Raw genomic sequence first — 16,858 nt, 5'->3', positions numbered from 1 at the left:
ATGGGTTTCGTTAGTAGAAAATTAGTGAGTGAGCCAGCATTTAGCTTATTCAAAAAAGTACTACCACCATTGTCAAACACGGAAAGAGAAGCCATGGAAGCTGGCGGTGTTTGGTGGGATGGAGAGCTTTTCTCAGGAAGTCCAGATTTTAAAACATTGCATCAGTATCCAAAGCCTACGCTGACAGAAGAAGAGCAGTCATTTATTGATAATGAATTAGAAACGCTGCTTTCAATGTTAGATGAGCACAAGTTTGTTAAAGAGTATAAAGACTTGTCGCCAGAGGTATGGGATTTTCTTCGCAAAGAGCGTTTTTTCTCGTTAATTATCTCTAAGCAGTACGGTGGTCGTGAGTTTTCTTCACATGCGAACTCAACGATTGTAGCGAAAATTGCGACGCGTAGCATGAGCGCAGCGATCACTACTATGGTGCCGAACTCACTGGGCCCTGGTGAACTGCTTTCTCACTATGGTACTCAAGAGCAAAGAGATTATTGGCTACCGCGCCTTGCTAATGGTACAGACACCCCATGTTTTGCACTGACTGGGCCAGAAGCGGGCTCGGATGCGGGTGGTATTCCAGATACCGGTGTGGTTTGCTATGGCGAACACGAAGGTAAAAAAGTGTTAGGCCTACGCCTCAACTTTAACAAGCGCTACATTACTCTTGCTCCTGTCGCGACAGTAATGGGTTTGGCATTCAAGATGCAAGATCCAGAAGGCCTCTTGGGTGACAAAAAAGAGTTGGGCATTACGTGTGCGCTTATCCCTACGGATACCGATGGCATCACCATTGGTGAGCGTCATGATCCACTGCACCTAGCCTTTATGAATGGTACGATTAAGGGTAAAGATGTGTTCATTCCTCTTGAATGGATCATCGGTGGCAAAGACTACGCGGGTAAAGGCTGGCGTATGTTGGTTGAGTGTTTATCAGCGGGTAGGGGGATTTCACTACCAGCACTGGGTACTGCTATTGGTCACCTGACTGCTCGTACTACAGGTGCATACTCTTACGTCCGCAAACAATTTGGCATGTCTATCGGTAAGTTTGAAGGGGTAGCGGAAGCGCTGGGTCGCATCGGCGGCTTGAATTACTTACTTGAGGCATCACGTACTCTAACCACTACTGCACTCGATCAGGGGCAGAAGCCGGGTATTGTTACAGCGATTGCCAAATACCATATGACAGAGATTGCTCGAACACTGATTAATGACTCGTTTGATGTTCATGGTGGTCGTGCGATTCAGTGCGGTCCGATGAATTATTTGGCATCTTCTTACTTAGGTATCCCTATTGCGGTTACAGTCGAAGGTGCTAACATTTTGACTCGTAACCTAATGATTTTTGGACAAGGTGCGACTCGATGCCATCCATATGTGTTCCAGGAAATGGAAGCGGCGGCAAACCCAGATCATCAAGAAGGCGTCAAGGCGTTCGATAATCTACTCTTCAAGCATATTAGTCATGCCACGAAAAACTCGATTGGTGGCTTATTTGCAGCGCTTACCGGCTCAGCATTCACAAGTTCTCCAGTGAGCGGCCCTACTAAGCGCCACTATAAGGACCTGAAGCGTTTGAGTAAGGCATTAGCAGTCAGTGCGGACTTCGCAATGTTGACTCTTGGCGGAGAACTCAAGCGTAAAGAGCTTATCTCAGCGCGATTGGGTGATGGTCTTTCCTACTTATATATGGCGTCGGCGGTACTGAAAAAGTATCAAGATGAAGGGTGCTTGGAAGCGGATCTCGATCATGTTCATTATGCGGCTGAATATTGTTTCTATCATGCAGCGAAGTCTCTGAAGGAAGCGTACCGTAATTTCCCAAGTGCCTTTGCGGGTAACACACTGAAAGCATTATTGTTCCCATTGGGTAATCACTACAAATTACCTGACGATAAGCTAGCATTGCGTATTGCAAATAAACTGATGGTACCGGGCGAAGATCGTGACAGACTGACTCATTTATGTCACGTCGGCCAAGATGAAAACGATAGTATTGGTCTACTAGAACGCGCATTTATCGCTATGCATGATATTAAGGGACTAGAGAAGAAACTGGTTGCTGGTGTTAAAGCAGGAAAAGTGGCAAGAAAAGGGCAGCTTGAAGAGCGCCTTGCACAAGCGTTAGAAGCGAAGGTGCTGACTACTGAAGAAGTAGCTAAAATTAAAGCGGCAGATGCGTTGCGTTATCGCGCGATTCAAGTTGACCACTTTAGCCATGATATGAAAACAACGTTAACGGACACAGGGACAAAATCGGCATTGGCTGACGTCGCTTAAATCGTTAACTAGGGACACTTCCCAACGAAATTAATCAAATCCTCGGGTGTTTATCCGGGGATTTTTTCGTTTTTCTTTGACGTGAAAAGGGATACCACTATTGCTTGATGCTATTTTAAGTTGTTGCTCCACAAGGACTGCGAATACGAAAAGCAAAAGTACGAAGAGAGATACATCTCGAACCACTCTCTTCATGGCGAGGTCCATTCGCTTGGGTTAAGGCTAATTGATGCCTAGCTAGCTTTTTAATTATAGCGCAAGTTATGCCTTTTAATATCTAGAGTGGAGTTGTATTTGCAATATAACCACAACACTCATATTGGGCGGGGGAATGGTATGAGGTGGTGTTATTTTTCCTGTGATTGGAAAGCTTTTAATTAACATAAAATCACGCTGATACAAAATGTGACATAGATCAACGTATTGAACTTTGTGTAAATTGATGTCTATTTGTATTTCAAACAGGGTAAAAATTGGAAAGTCTATATATGGCAGCGATATAGGGCTCAATGGTCGGTGAATTCAAACGCATTATTATTTCTTGGTTTTTAACGGTGTTTAAAATACGAAATTAGGCTCTCGACAATGAGGTGATAATGCTAGAGAATGAATTTATTCAAACGGGTGTTTGAATAAACTTATTAAAATCAAAAGGAATTTACTATGCAAAAACAATTCGAAGCGGTAACAGCTCAACTACAATCTTTCATGAACCCTGCAACTGGTTTTGCTGAGCTAATTGCAAAAAATGTTGAAACTGTATCTAAGATGCAAATCGAAACAGTGGCAGCTTATAGCGAACTAACAAACGAAAACCTACAATCTTTAGTCGCTATTAAGCAACCACAAGACCTTGTTAACCTAGGTTCTAAGCAACTAGAAGCTATCTCTAAGGTTAGCCAACGCCTGATCGAAGATGGCCAAAAGCTAAGCCAAATCGGTACAGAGTTCAAGGCAGCAACTGAAGAGCTATCAGCAGCAGCGATTAAAACTAAATAATTAGCTGATAGGTTAACTTTTAAAAAAGGCGATCTTATTTCGCCTTTTTTTATATTCAGAATTTTGAATGGTAATTAATGAGTGTTTATCACTACTCACAAGAGTGATGTTGAAGGGGTATCTGTAAGTTGAATAATGACATCGAACTCCTAAGAATGGAGTTAATGAAGCTTGGTGTGGATCTCGAAAAGAGTGAAACGATTAAGTTGATTGATTTCAACTTGCTACGTCAGCTATCAGAGAGTCAAGATAGAGACGTTAGAAACATTGCCGAGAAAGAGCTAGAACGTCGAGAGATATCCAAAGACAACGATGCGCAAGTTTATTTCAGTTGGCAGGCACTAAATGAAGCAAGTCAATCCTATTTCCATGCTTATCTTAGTTTAAGTGATACACAGCTTGGGTTTATTAGCTGGTTGAATGAAGAGTTTATGCATTTTTATGACGAACTCGAGTTTGACCAAAACGGCAAAGCGTTTGCAAAATATCGTGGTTTGTTACACGAGTTTACTTTCAATCCACGTACTAAACGTATTCGCCTAGAACGTATAGATATGATGAGTCCAGCTCATGCTATCGATGCCTGCTTTCAATCGTTGCAAATCACAGCCCATGCATTCAACCGAGCCTCAGTACACCTTAGGCAAGACTTTCTCTCTCACTTTTTAGATACCGGTCAAGGTATCGTTGATTGGCTTGAACAAGTTCGAGTTCAAAACCTCCCAAAACTTGATCAGGACAAAGAGAAAAGTTCAGTAATGTATAATGAAAAGCGACTATTGTTTTCCAAAGAAGACCAGCGACTAATTACTGTGTGTGAATCGGGAAACCCAAATAAACGTAAAAAGTAATTGTCCCTTACCTTATCAAGGCAGCGTGCGACTACAAGGACGTTTATACCTCAAACGTCCTCTTTGCGAGCTATAACGTTATAGAACTAATCCACCGTCCACAGCAATCACTTTCCCATTATAGAAGTCATTTTCTACGATAAATTGTGCCGTTTGGGCGATCTCGTAGTCTTGGCCTAAGCGGCGAACTGGTGCCATTTTCTCTAAGCGCTCAAGGGCTTCTGGTTTCATCGAAGCTGTCATTGCGCTGTAACAAGCGCCTGGAGCAATAGCCGCTGCGCGAATGTTGTAACGAGCCAGCTCTTTAGCCCAAACCATTGCTAAAGACGCAACGCCCGCTTTTGCAGCGCTATAATTGCTTTGACCCATATTGCCATCTTTAGCGACTGAAGAGATGTTAATGATGACACCTTCCTGTTTGGAGGTAATCATAGCTTTTGCCGCTTCTTTACCACAAAGGTAAGTCCCAGATAAGTTCACGTTAATGACAGCATTAAATTGATCTAATGACATTTCATCAGTAATGACCCCATCTTTCGCTTTGACCATCAAACCGTCACGCAAAATTCCTGCGTTATTAACGAGTACATTAACCTTTCCAAAGTCATCAAGAATATTATCAAATACATCCTGTACTGCTTTTTCATCAGTGATGTTGGCGTTATAACCTAAAATTTTACCATCAATAACATTTTTTAGTTCATTTACAGCTGTTGTCAGCTGTTCTTTATTCGCATCGATTAACGCTATATTTGCACCACTGTTGGCAAATCGTTGTGCCATTGCAAATCCAAGTCCCTGAGCGCCACCAGTAATAACGACCACACTTCCTCTAATGTCCATGTAATATTCCTTTTGTGTTGAAGCAGCCAAATCGTGGAAGGAGCTTAACGTCAGTTTCTCCCACAGGGCTACGTCATAAGTTTATGAATAACGCAGAAAAATATGCTTGAGCGTTTGATTCTTACATTGAGTGTCTTTTGTATAGACTGATTACTTCACCGATTACCACTCTTCCTTGAGGGGCAAGTTCAAAGCCTAATTAATTCTAGGCATAACTTTCACAAGAAATACAATGTTATTTTTATGTAACATTGGATCTGAGTGGGCTGTAACACGCTCAAAGTGCGCCGGAACTCGAAATGGACGCCTGGTCTTACCAGCTGTCTTTGTGACAGGTTTTAATCGTTTTATGCCAATTTTAGGTGAGAAGGCAAAAGTGTGACTGTTTATTGGTGTCACTATAGAAATGGAGGTGACTAAATAATGATGACTATGATGCAATCAATGCTGTTTTAAACATTGTTTCAAATAGAGTTTAAATATCTCTTATTTAAACTTAGCTTGAAGAACTAGGGATAGTCATGAGGTGGTGGCGCGAGGGAAAATGTTACTGCAATATAGCTTCATGGGAAGTAGTCTAGTGTTATCACCAGACTACTTATTGTGGTTTAGTGGTCGTAATTCTCAAAGAGCGCTGCAATGCCTTGGCCACCGCCAATACACATAGTTACCACAGCGTAACGACCGTTGACTCGCTTAAGCTCGTAAAGGGCTTTTACGGTAATTAATGCGCCAGTTGCGCCAATCGGGTGACCCAAGCTAATGCCAGAACCGTTAGGGTTAACTTTTTGAGGGTCTACACCCAACTCTTTTACTACCGATAGTGCTTGAGCTGCGAAAGCTTCGTTTGCTTCCCATACATCGATTTCCTCAGCTTTGACACCTGCCTTATCAAGGAGCTGCTGAACGGCAGGAACCGGGCCAATGCCCATAATAGAGGGATCGACAGCAGCTATGGCGTAACCCACCATTTTTGCCATTGGCGTCAGTCCTTTGGCTTCTGCTGCGTGCTTTTCCATTAACACAAGTGCAGCTGCGCCATCATTGATACCTGATGCATTTCCTGCGGTTACGGTGCCCTCTTTCTTAAACGCTGGGCGTAACTTGGCCATGTCTTCAACTTGGCAGTCTAATCTTACGTGCTCATCACTATCGAAAGTAGTGACGCCACGACGTGTTTTTAATTCGATAGGCAGAATTTGCTCGTTGAAACGACCTTCTTGCTGAGCGATCTGTGCTCTGTTGTGGCTTTCCTGTGCACACTTATCTTGTTCTTCTCGGCTAATGTTGTATTTGTCAGCGAGATTTTCGGCTGTGATACCCATATGAACATCATTGATTGGGCAGGTTAGGGCACCAACCATTGGGTCAACAAGTTGTGTGTCGCCCATTTTTGCTCCGAATCGTGCGCTTGGCATCCAGTAAGGAACGCGACTCATTGACTCTGCACCACCGGCAACAGCGGCATCGCAGTCATCGAGTAAAATCATTTGAGCCGCCGATACCACAGCTTGAAGCCCAGACCCGCAAAGGCGATTGACCGTTAGTGCCGGCGTTTCAATAGGTAGTCCGCCTTTAAGTGCGGCAACACGGCTCATATACATATCTTTTCTATCACTGTGCGTGACACTACCGATGACGCAATGGCCGATATCTTGTCCTTGAACTCCGGCTCTTTTAACCGCTTCAGCGACAACCTTTCCGGCCAGTTCTGTAGGTGCAACCTCTTTTAGGCTGCCACCAAAATCTGCGATCGCGGTTCTGACACCACTTAGAACGACTACTTCACGTTTGCTCATTGGCTCTCCATGTGTTTTTGTAGGGTAAAGTTTATCTTTCACGTCATATTAACATCTGGAAAACAAGTGCCCATCATTGCTAACAGTCAAGCATTCGAATATCCAATTGGTCGGGTAAGAAATTTGGCGTATAGCTAATACAAGCGCTGTTTTTGTAAATGGGTAGTGTCGTGCAGCAGGGTCATTAAGAAGGTTTAAGTTGGGATAGTTATGTCAATGATGCTTTCTGAGCTGAGGAAAATGGCACAGGTAAGATGGATGCCAACACACCCATCAGTATGTTTCGTTGATATTTACTGTTCGAGTAAAAAGTTTACAGCAAGCTGATAACCTTTGGTCCCCATACCAATGATGGTTCCTGCTGCAACAGGCGAGATGTAGGAGTGATGACGAAACGTTTCTCGAGCGTGAACGTTAGATATATGAACTTCAATCACGGGTACATCGACGCCTTTTATTGCATCGTGCAGAGCGATTGAGGTATGAGTGTAAGCGCCGGGATTAAACACGACACCGCTGCATAACCCTTGTTTAAATTCAGCTCCCGCTTTGTGGATTGTATCAATTAGCGCCCCTTCGGTGTTGCTTTGCAAGCACTCAATATCATGACCAAACTCTGCCGCTACTTTTCGGCAGTTCTCTTCTACATCCGCAAGCGTCTCATAGCCGTATTGCTTAGGTTCACGACTACCAAGTAAGTTCAAATTTGGTCCGTTGAGTATTAATAACTTTTTCATTTGAGGCTTCGTCCTTAACGTAATTGAGCCAGCTGAGAACCTTTAAATGATTCAAGCTGTTGTTGGCTAGGTGTTGCACCAGTAAAAAGCATAAAGGCGTCATTGGCTTGGTGAAAAAAGAGCTCGAATCCGCTTAACACTTTAATCGAGGCGTTGGATGCTGCACGTATAAACTCCGTTTCGTGAGGTGTGTAAACGGCATCGAATACCCAAGATTGTTCACCAAGCCAAGATGGCTCTATGGGACAGCCTGGAGTTGAGTAGTGTCCAACAGGAGTGCAGTTGAGGACGCCATCAGCGCTTTGTATATAACGCTTTAGATTCAATTCATCCAAGCGAACAGTGTGAATGTTCTCTTTTGAAAGCGACTGTTCAAGTTGGGCAAGCTTTTGTTTGTCTTTATCGTACAGTGCGATTTGAGTCGCCCCTAAGTCAACCAGTGAATAACAGATAGCTTTGCCGACGCCGCCGCATCCGAGAAGAACGACGTTGCCAGGACCCTGGGACCGGAACTGTTTAAAGGCTGTGATAAATCCACTGTAGTCAGTATTAAATGCAACGATTTTGTCGCTTCTTTTTACGAGTGTATTGGCGGCATTGACCCTTTTTGCACAGGGGGCGATGCTATCTGCGGCTGCGAGAACCTGCTCTTTGTATGGGTAGGTAATGTTGGCAGAGTCAATATTACTCTTGAACAGCTCGAGAGTATGTTGCTGTAGTTCTTGGGTGCAATTGGTCGTGAGCTCGTCTAATTGATAGTTCATAGCAATATTGAGTTCACGTGCCAGCTGATTGTGAAAAGCAGGGGACTGAGAGAGTTGGATGTTCTGTCCAATAAGTCGGCATTGAATCATAGTTCATTCCTTGTTGTGTTTTCATCACGCTATCAAATGTTATCCGTTTGCGATAATTGCTTTTTATTAACACCTATTCATTTTTGTAGAACCCATTGTGGAAAGGCTTTAATCCTATGTGCTGCCCACAGGAAATGTCACTTCTATCTCAAAAACTTATACCTTGAAAAATAATTGAAATATCGTATCACCGATCCGGTCGTTATAGTGGCTTTAGTCATTCAGCGAGCCATTTACGGATGCTTTTGGCCTCATTTTACTGAGTTTGTCAGCCTTTGGGCTTTACGGCTTGAAGAGCTAGAACAAACCGTATGTTCAGATATTTACAAGGATAATAAGGTAAAAACATGCAGAACAATCTTGTAGTCCAACACATTCAAAGACCAGATAAAAATGTGGTTGAGAGTTTACGTAAATGTGGTGTCGCCACGATTCATGAAGCGCAGGGTCGCAAGGGGTTACTTGCTCATTACATGCGCCCAATTTTCCAAGGCGATGCCGTAGCAGGCTCTGCGTTGACAATATCTGGTGCGGCAGGTGATAACTGGATGATGCATGTGGCGATAGAGCAAGCGCAAGAGGGTGACTTCTTAATCTTTGCGCCAACATCACCGTCGAACCATGGTTACTTTGGTGATCTTCTGGCTACATCAGCGCAAGCTCGTGGCGTGGTGGGGTTAGTGATTGAAGGCGGCGTGCGCGATACTCGTGATTTACGAGAAATGAACTTTCCGGTTTGGTCTAAAGCCGTATTTAGCGAGGGTACAATCAAAGAAACGCTTGGTTCCGTAAATGTTCCCCTGACGTGTGCCGGTGAGCTTGTTTATCCTGGCGACATTGTAGTGGCTGATGATGATGGTGTAGTGGTCGTTCGATGCGAAGAAGCTGAAGAAGTACTGCATGAATCATTGGCTCGTATGGAGCGTGAAGAAGACAAACGGGTTCGTTTGGCTAATGGTGAGTTAGGTCTCGATATTTACCAAATGCGTGACCGCTTAGCTGAGAAAGGGCTGAAATATGTCTAGTCCAGTACTGAGTGCACCTTGTATGTGGATGCGTTCGGGTACGTCAAAGGGGGCTTACTTTCTCCGTCAAGATTTACCCAGTAATGACAAGCAAAGAGATGATTTTTTGCTATCAATCATGGGGTCGCCAGATGTAAGACAGATTGATGGTATAGGAGGCGCGGATCCCCTGACTTCAAAAGTGGCGGTCGTAGAGCCTTCAAAACGTGAAGGCGTCGATATTGATTACCTATTTTTGCAAGTCTTTGTGGATCAAAAGGTGATCAGTGAGAAGCAAAATTGCGGCAACATCTTGGCAGGTGTCGCGCCTTTCGCCATTGAACGAGGATTGGTAGAAGCGCAAGAGGGGGAAACCTCTGTTCGGATCTTTATGAAGAACACGATGCAAATTGCTACGGTGACGGTTCAAACACCGAACAAGCGAGTCAGCTATGTTGGTGACTGCGCCATAGACGGGGTACCTAATACGTCAGCTCCTATTGCGGTTTGTTTTGAAGATACTGCTGGCTCTAGCTGTGGCGCGCTACTTCCAAGTGGCAATCACGTTGATGCAATTGAAGGGGTTGAAGTCACGCTTATTGATAATGGCATGCCAGTGGTGGTGTTAAACGCGAAAGACTTTGGGCTGACGGGAGATGAATCACGTGAAGCACTCGATGACAATGTGGAGTTAAAACAGCGATTGGAGTCGATTCGCCTAAAAGCGGGGCCGCTGATGAATTTAGGAGATGTGCGAGAGTTATCAGTGCCGAAGATGGCGCTAGTTAGTGCTCCACAATATGGCGGCGCAGTATCCACGCGAACCTTCATACCACATCGCTGTCATGCTTCGATTGGCGTATTAGGAGCCGTCAGTGTAGCAACGGCGTGCATGTTACCTGAAACACCTGCAAGTCGAATAGCTAAAGTCACCAAAGAAGCTCCAATTAAGATGGATGTTGAACACCCAATAGGAAAGATGAGTGTGGTGTTGGACGTTGAAAACAATCAGGTAAAGTCCGCGGCCATTCTTCGAACAGCGCGTAAGTTGTTTGATGGAACCGTATTTGGACAGCAGACCTACTAAATATAACAAGGAAGAAAAATGGACGCTGATTACTTACCATTCCACCCTAATCCAAGCCAACCTAAATTTGTCGTACCTGAAGGCGCAGTGGATGCTCACTGTCATGTGTTTGGCCCAGCTTCAAAGTTTCCTTACTCGCCGGCGCGCAAGTACACGCCGTGTGATGCATCGAAGGAGCAGCTGTTTGCATTACGTGATTTTCTCGGTTTCAGCCGTAACGTTATTGTACAAGCTTCTTGTCATAGTACGGATAACCGAGCTTTGGTTGATGCGCTTGACTCCGCTGGTGATCTCGCCCGTGGCATCGCCTTTGTCGATGAGACCATTACCGAACAAGAGCTCTCAGAGATGGACAAAGCAGGCGTGCGAGGAGTGCGTTTTAACTTTGTGAAGCGCTTAGTGGATATCGTGCCAGTCGAAAAACTTAGAGCCATTGCCGACAAAATTCGCCCATTAGGTTGGCACGTGGTTGTCTACTTTGAGTCACAAGATATTGATGATGTTGTTCCATTCCTTGAAGAACTCAACATGACCATAGTGATCGACCATATGGGCCGCCCTAATGTCGAAAAAGGTATCGATAGCCCTGAGTTTGGAAAGTTTATCTCTTTGATGGAGCGCAACCCAAACATTTGGTGCAAAGTAAGTTGTCCTGAGCGACTTACACTCACTCCTCCAGACTATTCGGATGTTGTGCCTTTTGCTAAGACCCTAGTTGACTTATTTCCAAGCCGAGTGCTTTGGGGGACGGATTGGCCGCACCCTAATATGAAGTCACATACGCCAGATGACGGTCACCTAGTGGATGTGATCCCTCAAATTGCTACGACTGCAGAGCAGCAACAGATGCTGTTAGTAACTAATCCAATGAAACTCTACTGGCCGGAGAGTGTGTAACATGACTTACTTAAATAATAAACCTATCCCTGGTACTACGATGTTTGATGGCAAGATGGCTCGTAAAGGCTACGGCCTAAATAAGATGTGTCATTCGCTCAACGAGCAGTGTGGTCGTGACGAATTCACTGCTAATGAGATGGCCTACTGTGACAAATATGGCTTAACAGAAGCTCAGAAAACAGCGATTCAGCAGCGTGATGTCTTAGGTCTTATCCGCGAAGGTGGCAGCATTTACTATCTGGCAAAATTCGTCGGAATGTTGGGTCTAAATATGCAAGACATTGGTGCATTACAGACGGGTATGACAGTAGAAGAATTCAAACAAATGTTAGTAGAGGCGGGGAAATAATTATGGCGAAAGTTGTTGGCGGTATTACTACCTCTCACATTCCTTCAATTGGTAAGGCTATTGAGAACAATCTACAGCAGACGGACTATTGGAAGCCACTGTTTGATGCCTACCCACCTATTCATCATTGGCTTGATGAGGTTAAGCCAGATGTAGCCGTTGTTTTCTACAATGATCATGGCTTGGAATTTTTCTTGGATAAAAAGCCGACATTTGCGATCGGTGCTGCACCTTCATACAAAAATGCCGATGAAGGTTGGGGCATTCCGACTATTCCTGAAATCAAAGGCGACCCAGAGCTTTCCTGGCATATATGTAACCAGTTGGTGGAAGATGAATTCGACATTACGATTTGCCAAGAAATGAAAGTAGACCATGGGTTAACGGTTCCGATACAGCTTATGTGGCCGAACTTTAGCTATGGTCATATGAAGGTGATTCCCGTTTGCATCAACGTTGAGCAACACCCAATGCCATCGCCGAAGCGTTGTTTTGACTTCGGTAAGTCGATCGGTAAAGCGATCGAAAGTTATGACCAAAACCTTAAGGTGGTTGTGCTTGGTACGGGAGGGTTGTCGCATCAACTTGATGGCGAACGCGCTGGCTTTATTAACAAAGAGTTTGATCTTTACTGTATGGAAAAACTCATTGATGATCCGGAAACACTGACCAAACTGTCGATTTATGATCTGGTGGAGCAAGGCGGTGCACAGGGCGCGGAATTCATTATGTGGTTAGGCATGAGAGGCGCACTAACGGGTGAGTTAAATGTACTTAAAAGTAGCTATCACGCGCCTATTTCAAATACGGGTGCAGGTACCATGCTGATTGAGAACAATTAGGCATAAACCTTTAACCGCTCTCTTTTTTGAAACCTCAAGCAGTGATGCTTGAGGTTTTTTAGTATCTAGGGAAAGCGACGACTCCAGACACGCTCTTATACTACATCAATCGAATACGAAGTCTTGCGTAGCGTAAGCTATCGGCAGAGTCTTTTGTGAACAACCCAGTTACTAAGGAGGCAGCGAAATACAAGAGTGTTGAATGAGCGTCAGAGCAAGAACCGGAGCCACAGCCATGAAGAGAAGAGACTTGATTGGCCATGGTGTTGGCGTACTTAACGAAACAAAAAAGGCCAGTCGATTCAACGACTGGCCTAACATGTATTCTAGGTTCTAGGTTCTAGGTTCTAGGTTCTAGGTTCTAGGTTCTAGGTTAGGAAAAGGGCTTTCCATTCTCCTCGATGTTAGTGTCTATACAACTTGAGCTACTTGCTGCTTGGTTTTAGCGCTTACAAGGAAACAAAGCGCGACAAACAAAATGAAGCCCAACGCTCTAGTTAACACTATCGGCGTACTAAAGTCAGTTGCAGCCTCTGGCCAAGCGATAAAAATTGCAGCAGCGATAAAGCCACTTCGCTTCATCCATGTCAACGGAACACCTAGCCAACCAGAAAAACCAATACTCATGGATATTGTTGCCAGTGTCGCTAGGGATATAGCCACTACAATACTCAAACCATCACCGATCAATAACACGCCTGGCATAGTGACAAATAAGAATGGAATGAGTAATTTAACAAACCCTAATCGCATGGATTCAATGGCTGTCTCATTGGCGTTTGCTCCCGATATTGTGGCGGCGGCATACGCTGCGAGTGCAACTGGCGGCGTAATTGCTGACACTAACCCAAAATAGAAAATGAACATGTGGGCGGAAATCGTTTCCATGCCCAGCTGTGTCATTGCAGGCGCAACTAGAACAGCCAGAAGAAGGTAGGCCGCAGAGGTTGGCAGTCCCATTCCAAGAACAAAAGAAGCGAGTGCCGTTAACAGCAAAACCGTCCAGAGGCTGCCGTCACCAATGTCAATGATGAGGCCAGAAATCATTAGGCCCATGCCAGTTAGATTCAAAATACCAATCACAATACCTGCAGAGGCAACGGCCGCGACGATAGGCAGTGTATTGACTAAGGTGTCCTTACAAGAGTCAATCAGATCCGCCCAGTTAATTCGAGTCTCTGGCTTCCATGGGCTAATAATTAGGCCGGCAATAATACCCATGACCGCAGCTTGGGTTGGTGACTGTCCGGAGATCATCAGAGCTACTAAGACGGCAAGAGGCAATAGCAGGTAAACCTTAGTCTTCAGGGTCGCTTTAAGTAGTGTCCAGCCCGCTTCAAAATCGGGTTTAAGACCTAATCGGCCTGCTTCTAATCGCACTGAAATCATTAGTGCGAGTAGATATAACAGAGCAGGAACCAAGGCAGCCAGCGCGACTTCTGCGTAAGGAACACCAATCATTTCTGCCATCAAGAAAGCCGCAGCCCCCATGACAGGTGGCATGATCTGTCCTGCTGACGAGGCGGCGGCTTCTATTGCGCCTGCTAATTTCGGGCTGTAGCCAACACGCTTCATCAGAGGGATAGTGAATGTGCCCGTGGTGACCACATTTGCTACCGCACTGCCATTGAGAGAGCCAAGTAAGGCGCTCGACAGCGCTGCGGATAATCCAGGTCCACCCTGAACGCGTCCTGTTAACCCTCTAGCGATATCAACAAATACAGCTCCGGTTCCTATCTTGGTGAGTATGGTTCCAAATAAACCGAACAAGAAAATGTACTCTACGGCGACTCCCATAGGCACACCATAAACACCTTCCGTTGAAAGAAGCAGTGTCGATGTTAATCGGTGCAGATCATAGCCACCGTGTCCGTATTCACCTGGAATTAAGTCACCAAAATAGACATAAGCAAAAGCGGTGGCCATTAAAATGATCAGAGCTCGGCCAACGGCCAGCCTGACAAATACAAAAATGACCAAGATTAGGGCAAGGAATACCCAAATGTCTTCAGATACGGACATCGCACCACGCATGATGATGTCGATATAAGAGTTCCATAAGTAGGGACCGGGAATCAACGCGATGAGGGACAGTAAGTAGAGACCAGTTCGTAGCAAAACCGATTGTGTTTGGGAGGCGTAGAAAATCATGGCCGCACAAGCGACCAAAGAGAAAAATGATGAACGCAAAAGTAGGGCAGTGATGCCCCCGTAATAGGCGCCGTAAAGAACAAGACCAGCCGTCGTAACGGCTAATACTCTGAACAAAATAGATACGACAAGTTGCTCCCTCCGACCTAAGGACTCAGATGGAAGAAGCAGACTTGAGAATAACGTCTGCTTCATAGAGAGTTCCTTTAGTTGGCTTTAGACTCATCGAAATATTGTTTCGCACCCGGGTGCAAATCGATAGGGGTCGTTGGAGCGGTTTCTAATTGGATATTTTTAGCTTGGGGGTGTACTTGTACCAGCTCACCCAAGTTAGAGAAAATCGCATTGGTAATACTGTAGATCTGGTTTTTGTCTACTTTACTACTGGTGAACAAAATCGCTGGGTCATTAATGACCGTAACTGGCTCTGCAATATCAGAGTAAACCCCTGGTTGCAATTGAGCGACTTGATAGAAAGGATACTTTTCGACCATGCTTTGGAGCTTCTCTTCATCGGCAGAAAGTAACTTCATATCTACTTGAGAGTTTAAATCGATAAGAGAAGAGGTTGGCGCACCAGCTAAAACAACCGTTGCATCAACTTGACCATTAACAAGTGCTTTCACACCTTCAGTGTATGATAAGAAGCGCGGGGTTATCTGTTTGAATACGCCATACTCTTCAAGCAAACGTTGCGTGATAACAGCAGCATTACTACCCGGAGGACCTACACTCACACGTTTACCCTTCAAGTCGTCAAACGAGTTAATCCCTTTACCTTCGACGGTTGCCACTTGCAAAACCGCAGGATAAAGATACGCGATACTTGCTACATCCAACGCCCCGGTCCTTTCAAATGGTCCTTGTCCATTTTTAGCTTCAAACAGTGTGGAAGAAGAAGAGAAGCCGATCGTCATTTGACCAGCGGCGACTCTGTGGTTATTTTCGACAGATGCGCCAGTCACTTCTGCGCGAGCGGTTGTATCGTCAACATGTTTATTTACCGTTTCTGCGATACCCGCACCGATAACGTAAAATAGACCGCCAGTGCCGCCAGTACCAATTGAAACGCGTTCGGCAGCAAGTGACGCGGTTGAAGTCATTGCAGCAGTGAGCAGCGCTGCAATTAGGATGTTCTTTTTCATGTTTGTCTCGTCCCTGGAGCTGTAATTTTATAGTCGTGGCGAGTGTAAGTTGACCTACCCAATAATATATTGAAGGTGTTACTTACAGATGTCTTGAGCTTGTTATTTGTACTTTAATCCCTATACAAATGGTCGATTTTGTGATCGTTGCACTATTGCCTCAATCGTGAGGCAATAGCGATATGCGTACAGTTTTATTGCTATTGTTTTAGTGTTTTAATGCACTCATACACACATTTATCCGAGCTACAACGAGTCGACACATTGCGGGAAGATAGCTTGAAAACCTTCGGCATGTTGACAGCTTCGGCCACCAGCTTGTCCACCAGAGTTTCTTCTAAAGTGATTGCCGCGATTTTCAGCAAGATTTTCATAAAAAGTCCATAGATGTTCCTGACCTTGCATGCATTCGATGGCCGCTTTTTTGCTTTCCCACACTTCAGAGATGTCTAAGAAGGTATTAGGTTTCCATTCCATTTGCTCACTTTGGTGTGGTTCGAATAGGTAAACCTGTGGTGCACCAAGTACTTTTTCACCAGGGTTATGGCCCCATGCTTGAGCGATCATTCGACACTGCAGAACGATCTCAGTGGCATACATGTGATCGGTGTTGTAAGGGTCCCATTTAGAGTGCGTCATGATGAACTCTGGTTGAACTTCACGAATTAGGTCTACGATTTGGTATTTGCCTTCTTTGTCGATTTCAAGAGGGTAGTCCCCAAAGTCGAAAAAACGAATGTCTTCAACGCCTAGGGCAGCAGCGGCAGTAGTCGCTTCTTGATGACGGATGCGCTTAACATCTTCAATTGTCATTCCCTCTTGCTTCCATAGCTTTGCGGACTCGCCACGCTCGCCATAAGAAAGACAAGCGATGGTCACTTCATAGCCGAGTTTTTGATGTAGGGCGATGGCTCCGCCACAGCGCCATACGAAATCGGCAGAATGGGCACTGATTACTAAAGCTGTTTTCTTTGTCATGTTGTTAATCCTTCACTTTCTTTACCGCTCTTTTTT

At 44.9% G+C, this 16,858-nt stretch carries 15 protein-coding genes; 8 read left to right on the top strand and 7 right to left on the bottom strand.

The annotated features are described in order from the left end of the window. The 3 genes from ACJB0T_RS01290 (at window position 1) to ACJB0T_RS01280 (ending at window position 4,133) form a co-directional block, all read left to right on the top strand. On the top strand, window positions 1-2,283 hold the full coding sequence (locus ACJB0T_RS01290; RefSeq protein WP_479289787.1) for an acyl-CoA dehydrogenase: 2,283 nt from the start codon (window positions 1-3) through the stop codon (window positions 2,281-2,283). Between the two features lie 663 nt (window positions 2,284-2,946). Beyond that, complete coding sequence (locus tag ACJB0T_RS01285) at window positions 2,947-3,282, top strand: phasin family protein (protein WP_479289789.1); 336 nt, start codon at window positions 2,947-2,949, stop codon at window positions 3,280-3,282. Window positions 3,283-3,410: 128 nt separating this feature from the next. Then, window positions 3,411-4,133, top strand: coding sequence for a hypothetical protein (locus ACJB0T_RS01280; protein ID WP_479289791.1), 723 nt, complete (start codon window positions 3,411-3,413; stop codon window positions 4,131-4,133). Between the two features lie 78 nt (window positions 4,134-4,211). Here ACJB0T_RS01280 and ACJB0T_RS01275 read toward each other — a convergent pair whose 3' ends face one another. From ACJB0T_RS01275 to ACJB0T_RS01260, 4 genes are all read right to left on the bottom strand, one after another. Continuing rightward, window positions 4,212-4,976 (bottom strand): SDR family NAD(P)-dependent oxidoreductase, encoded by a 765-nt coding sequence (locus tag ACJB0T_RS01275; protein WP_479289793.1) that lies wholly within the window; start codon window positions 4,974-4,976, stop codon window positions 4,212-4,214. 608 nt (window positions 4,977-5,584) lie between these two features. Beyond that, the gene (locus tag ACJB0T_RS01270) at window positions 5,585-6,775 is read right to left on the bottom strand and encodes an acetyl-CoA C-acyltransferase family protein (protein WP_479289795.1); all 1,191 of its coding nucleotides are present in this window, start codon (window positions 6,773-6,775) and stop codon (window positions 5,585-5,587) included. 293 nt (window positions 6,776-7,068) lie between these two features. After that, window positions 7,069-7,512 (bottom strand): type II 3-dehydroquinate dehydratase, encoded by a 444-nt coding sequence (aroQ, locus tag ACJB0T_RS01265; RefSeq protein ID WP_479289797.1) that lies wholly within the window; start codon window positions 7,510-7,512, stop codon window positions 7,069-7,071. Window positions 7,513-7,526: 14 nt separating this feature from the next. Continuing rightward, window positions 7,527-8,366, bottom strand: a complete 840-nt coding sequence (locus tag ACJB0T_RS01260; protein ID WP_479289799.1) for a shikimate dehydrogenase family protein — start codon at window positions 8,364-8,366, stop codon at window positions 7,527-7,529. Between the two features lie 347 nt (window positions 8,367-8,713). Here ACJB0T_RS01260 and ACJB0T_RS01255 point away from each other — a divergent pair, with 347 nt between their 5' ends. Genes ACJB0T_RS01255 through ACJB0T_RS01235 form a run of 5 tightly spaced genes read left to right on the top strand, consistent with a single transcriptional unit; the run spans window position 8,714 to window position 12,548 of the window. Beyond that, window positions 8,714-9,391, top strand: a complete 678-nt coding sequence (locus tag ACJB0T_RS01255; RefSeq protein WP_479289800.1) for a 4-carboxy-4-hydroxy-2-oxoadipate aldolase/oxaloacetate decarboxylase — start codon at window positions 8,714-8,716, stop codon at window positions 9,389-9,391. Then, window positions 9,384-10,457, top strand: a complete 1,074-nt coding sequence (locus tag ACJB0T_RS01250; protein WP_479289803.1) for a 4-oxalomesaconate tautomerase — start codon at window positions 9,384-9,386, stop codon at window positions 10,455-10,457. The genes ACJB0T_RS01255 and ACJB0T_RS01250 overlap by 8 nt, the downstream gene beginning before the upstream one ends. Window positions 10,458-10,475: 18 nt before the next feature. Next, complete coding sequence (locus ACJB0T_RS01245) at window positions 10,476-11,354, top strand: amidohydrolase family protein (RefSeq protein WP_479289805.1); 879 nt, start codon at window positions 10,476-10,478, stop codon at window positions 11,352-11,354. A gap of 1 nt (window position 11,355) precedes the next feature. Beyond that, window positions 11,356-11,706: a protocatechuate 4,5-dioxygenase subunit alpha gene (locus ACJB0T_RS01240; RefSeq protein WP_038226145.1), complete on the top strand. Its 351-nt coding sequence runs from the start codon at window positions 11,356-11,358 to the stop codon at window positions 11,704-11,706. 2 nt (window positions 11,707-11,708) lie between these two features. After that, window positions 11,709-12,548, top strand: coding sequence for a class III extradiol dioxygenase family protein (locus ACJB0T_RS01235; protein WP_479289808.1), 840 nt, complete (start codon window positions 11,709-11,711; stop codon window positions 12,546-12,548). 411 nt (window positions 12,549-12,959) lie between these two features. Here ACJB0T_RS01235 and ACJB0T_RS01230 read toward each other — a convergent pair whose 3' ends face one another. The 3 genes from ACJB0T_RS01230 to ACJB0T_RS01220 form a co-directional block, all read right to left on the bottom strand. After that, on the bottom strand, window positions 12,960-14,894 hold the full coding sequence (locus ACJB0T_RS01230) for a TRAP transporter permease (RefSeq protein WP_479289810.1): 1,935 nt from the start codon (window positions 14,892-14,894) through the stop codon (window positions 12,960-12,962). 11 nt (window positions 14,895-14,905) lie between these two features. Next, a complete protein-coding gene (locus tag ACJB0T_RS01225) occupies window positions 14,906-15,844 on the bottom strand; it encodes a TAXI family TRAP transporter solute-binding subunit (protein WP_479289811.1) in 939 nt (312 codons plus the stop codon). 246 nt (window positions 15,845-16,090) lie between these two features. After that, entirely contained in the window at window positions 16,091-16,822 is a 732-nt protein-coding gene (locus ACJB0T_RS01220) for a PIG-L deacetylase family protein (protein ID WP_479289813.1), read from the bottom strand. Window positions 16,823-16,858: the final 36 nt, after the last annotated feature.

Source organism: Vibrio sp. CB1-5 (assembly GCF_059412285.1).
The sequence above is the reverse complement of the archived record's forward strand: the minus strand, read 5'-3'. Positions and strand labels throughout refer to the sequence as shown.

Bases quoted from the DNA above. Each gene is read 5' to 3' on its own strand.
- ACJB0T_RS01275 (WP_479289793.1), bottom strand. From the start codon at position 4,976: ATGGACATTAGAGGAAGTGTGGTCGTTATTACTGGTGGCGCTCAGGGA.
- ACJB0T_RS01290 (WP_479289787.1), top strand. From the start codon at position 1: ATGGGTTTCGTTAGTAGAAAATTAGTGAGTGAGCCAGCATTTAGCTTA.
- ACJB0T_RS01250 (WP_479289803.1), top strand. From the start codon at position 9,384: ATGTCTAGTCCAGTACTGAGTGCACCTTGTATGTGGATGCGTTCGGGT.
- ACJB0T_RS01255 (WP_479289800.1), top strand. From the start codon at position 8,714: ATGCAGAACAATCTTGTAGTCCAACACATTCAAAGACCAGATAAAAAT.
- ACJB0T_RS01240 (WP_038226145.1), top strand. From the start codon at position 11,356: ATGACTTACTTAAATAATAAACCTATCCCTGGTACTACGATGTTTGAT.
- aroQ (WP_479289797.1), bottom strand. From the start codon at position 7,512: ATGAAAAAGTTATTAATACTCAACGGACCAAATTTGAACTTACTTGGT.
- ACJB0T_RS01285 (WP_479289789.1), top strand. From the start codon at position 2,947: ATGCAAAAACAATTCGAAGCGGTAACAGCTCAACTACAATCTTTCATG.
- ACJB0T_RS01270 (WP_479289795.1), bottom strand. From the start codon at position 6,775: ATGAGCAAACGTGAAGTAGTCGTTCTAAGTGGTGTCAGAACCGCGATC.
- ACJB0T_RS01220 (WP_479289813.1), bottom strand. From the start codon at position 16,822: ATGACAAAGAAAACAGCTTTAGTAATCAGTGCCCATTCTGCCGATTTC.
- ACJB0T_RS01230 (WP_479289810.1), bottom strand. From the start codon at position 14,894: ATGAAGCAGACGTTATTCTCAAGTCTGCTTCTTCCATCTGAGTCCTTA.
- ACJB0T_RS01245 (WP_479289805.1), top strand. From the start codon at position 10,476: ATGGACGCTGATTACTTACCATTCCACCCTAATCCAAGCCAACCTAAA.
- ACJB0T_RS01260 (WP_479289799.1), bottom strand. From the start codon at position 8,366: ATGATTCAATGCCGACTTATTGGACAGAACATCCAACTCTCTCAGTCC.
- ACJB0T_RS01235 (WP_479289808.1), top strand. From the start codon at position 11,709: ATGGCGAAAGTTGTTGGCGGTATTACTACCTCTCACATTCCTTCAATT.
- ACJB0T_RS01225 (WP_479289811.1), bottom strand. From the start codon at position 15,844: ATGAAAAAGAACATCCTAATTGCAGCGCTGCTCACTGCTGCAATGACT.